General features: G+C 74.7%; 2 protein-coding genes and 1 pseudogene. 1 reads left to right on the plus strand and 2 read right to left on the minus strand.

Annotated elements, in window-relative coordinates:
• Positions 1-844 (plus strand): 2,3,4,5-tetrahydropyridine-2,6-dicarboxylate N-succinyltransferase (gene dapD, locus KS423_RS44075; RefSeq protein WP_224285302.1); only part of this gene is annotated, 844 nt, incomplete at its 5' end.
• Here dapD and KS423_RS48695 read toward each other — a convergent pair.
• Positions 786-1,268 (minus strand): DUF6087 family protein, encoded by a 483-nt coding sequence (locus KS423_RS48695; protein ID WP_374120172.1) that lies wholly within the window; start codon positions 1,266-1,268, stop codon positions 786-788. The two genes, dapD and KS423_RS48695, sit on opposite strands and share 59 nt — an antisense overlap.
• Before the next feature lie 91 nt (positions 1,269-1,359).
• Positions 1,360-2,142, minus strand: a pseudogene (locus tag KS423_RS44085) (AAA family ATPase); the annotation flags it as partial.

Consider the following 2,142-nt stretch of genomic DNA (forward strand, 5'->3'; position numbering starts at 1 on the left):
CGCCGAGCAGGCCGAGGCCGAGCTCGGCGCCGGCGCGGCCGAGGCGCTGCGCGCCGACGCGCGCCGCGGCGTCGAGGTGGTCGCCGTGCGCACCACCATCGCCTCGCTGGACGAGAAGCCGCTCGACACGCACGACGTGTACCTGCGCCTGCACCTGCTCAGCCACCGTCTGGTCAAGCCGCACGGCCAGAACCTGGACGGCATCTTCGGTCTGCTCGCCAATGTCGCGTGGACCAGCATCGGCCCCGTCCCGGTGGACAAGGTCGAGCAGGCCCGCCTCGCCGTGCGCGCCCAGGGCGGCCAGCTGGCCGTGTACGGGATCGACAAGTTCCCGCGGATGACCGACTACGTCGCCCCGACCGGTGTGCGCATCGCCCACGCCGACCGCGTCCGGCTCGGCGCGCACCTGGCCACGGGCACCACCGTGATGCACGAGGGCTTCGTCAACTTCAACGCCGGCACCCTGGGCACCTCCATGGTCGAGGGCCGGATCAGCGCGGGCGTCGTCGTCGGCGACCACAGCGACATCGGCGGCGGCGCCTCGATCATGGGCACCCTGTCCGGCGGCGGCAAGCAGGTCGTCTCGGTCGGCGAGCGCTGCCTGCTCGGCGCCAACGCGGGCATCGGCATCTCGCTCGGCAGCGACTGCGTGGTCGAGGCCGGTCTGTACGTGACCGCCGGCACCCGGGTCACCACCCCGGACGGCACGGTGGCCAAGGCCGTCGAGCTGTCCGGCCAGGACAACCTGCTGTTCCGCCGCAACTCGCAGAGCGGCGCGGTCGAGGTCATCGCCCGCTCCGGCTCCTGGGGCGGCCTGAACGCCGACCTGCACACCCACAACTGACCTGCGGGCAGCGGCCGTTGGGGTCCGGCGCCGAGTGGCGCCGGACCCACTCGCATCTCGCGGTCCGGTCGCGGGTGGGCTGGGCCCCACCCGCGCGGGCCTCAGGGCTTGCGGTGGTGCCCGGCGTCTTCCTCGGCCGCCGCGTCGGGCGCCCGGGCCGCGACGCCCCCGCACCCTCGACCCCGTAGAGGATCCGCTGGCCGGCGCAGTCCTCGGCCACCGTCCCCGGCAGCCGCCGGTAGCCGTCCCAGCGCACGATCAGCCCCGGCTCGCCCGGCGCCGCACGGGCGCCCCGGTGCCGCCCGCCCGCGAGCCGCACCGCCGCCGACTGTCCGGCCGACCATAGCCGTTGCTTCCGCCCGGCAGCCCATGACGCCGACGGTTCCTGCTCGTCCGTCACCCCGGTCCGACCTCCCGACGCCACCGCCCGACACCCGCGTCACTCGACCGGGCGACGCGCGTTCCAGCCCCTCCGCTCCCTCCTTCCGCGCTTCGCTCCCTTCGCCGTCGCCTCCTCACGAGCTCCTGAGGACCACCAGCCGCTGGGTCGCCCTGGTCATCGCGACGTAGCGGTCGACCGCTCCCTCCACACCCCCGCCGAACGCCTCCGGATCGACCAGGGCGACCAGGTCGAACTCGAGGCCCTTGGACAGCTCCGGAGTCAGCGACCGGACCCGCGGCCGCGCCTCGAAACCGGGGGCACCGATCACACAGGCGATCCCCTCGCCGTGCTCGGCGAGCCAGCCGTCCAGGACGGTGTCCAGCTCCGCCACCGACCGGTGCTCGACGGGGATGCCGCTGCTGCGCACGGAGGTCGGCACGTTGGCGTCCGGCAGCGCGGCCCGGATCGCGGGTTCGGCCTCGGCCATGACCTCCTCCGGCGTCCGGTAGTTGATGCTCAGCGAGGCCACCGTGTTCCGGTCGAGCCCGATCCGCTCCAGCCGCTCCTGCCAGGACTCCGTGAAACCGTGCCTGGCCTGCGCGCGGTCCCCGACGATGGTGAAGCTCCGGGACGGGCAGCGCAGCAGCAGCATCTGCCACTCCGCGTCGGTCAGCTCCTGGGCCTCGTCCACCACGATGTGCGCGAACGGCCCGGCGAGCGGCTCCGGATCGGCGACGGGCAGGGCGGTCTCGTCGACCAGGGTGTCCTGGAGGTCGCGCCCGCGCAGCATCGTCACCGCGCCCTCGCCGTCGTCGTCGGCCTGTAGCAGGTCGCCGATGACGTCGGCCATCCGCGCGCGTTCGGCGGCGGCCGCGGCCTCCCGCCGGCGCCGGCGCCCCTCCGCCTCCGGAGCGCC

This window comes from Streptomyces sp. LS1784, assembly GCF_020103755.1.
Lineage (GTDB): Bacteria > Actinomycetota > Actinomycetes > Streptomycetales > Streptomycetaceae > Kitasatospora.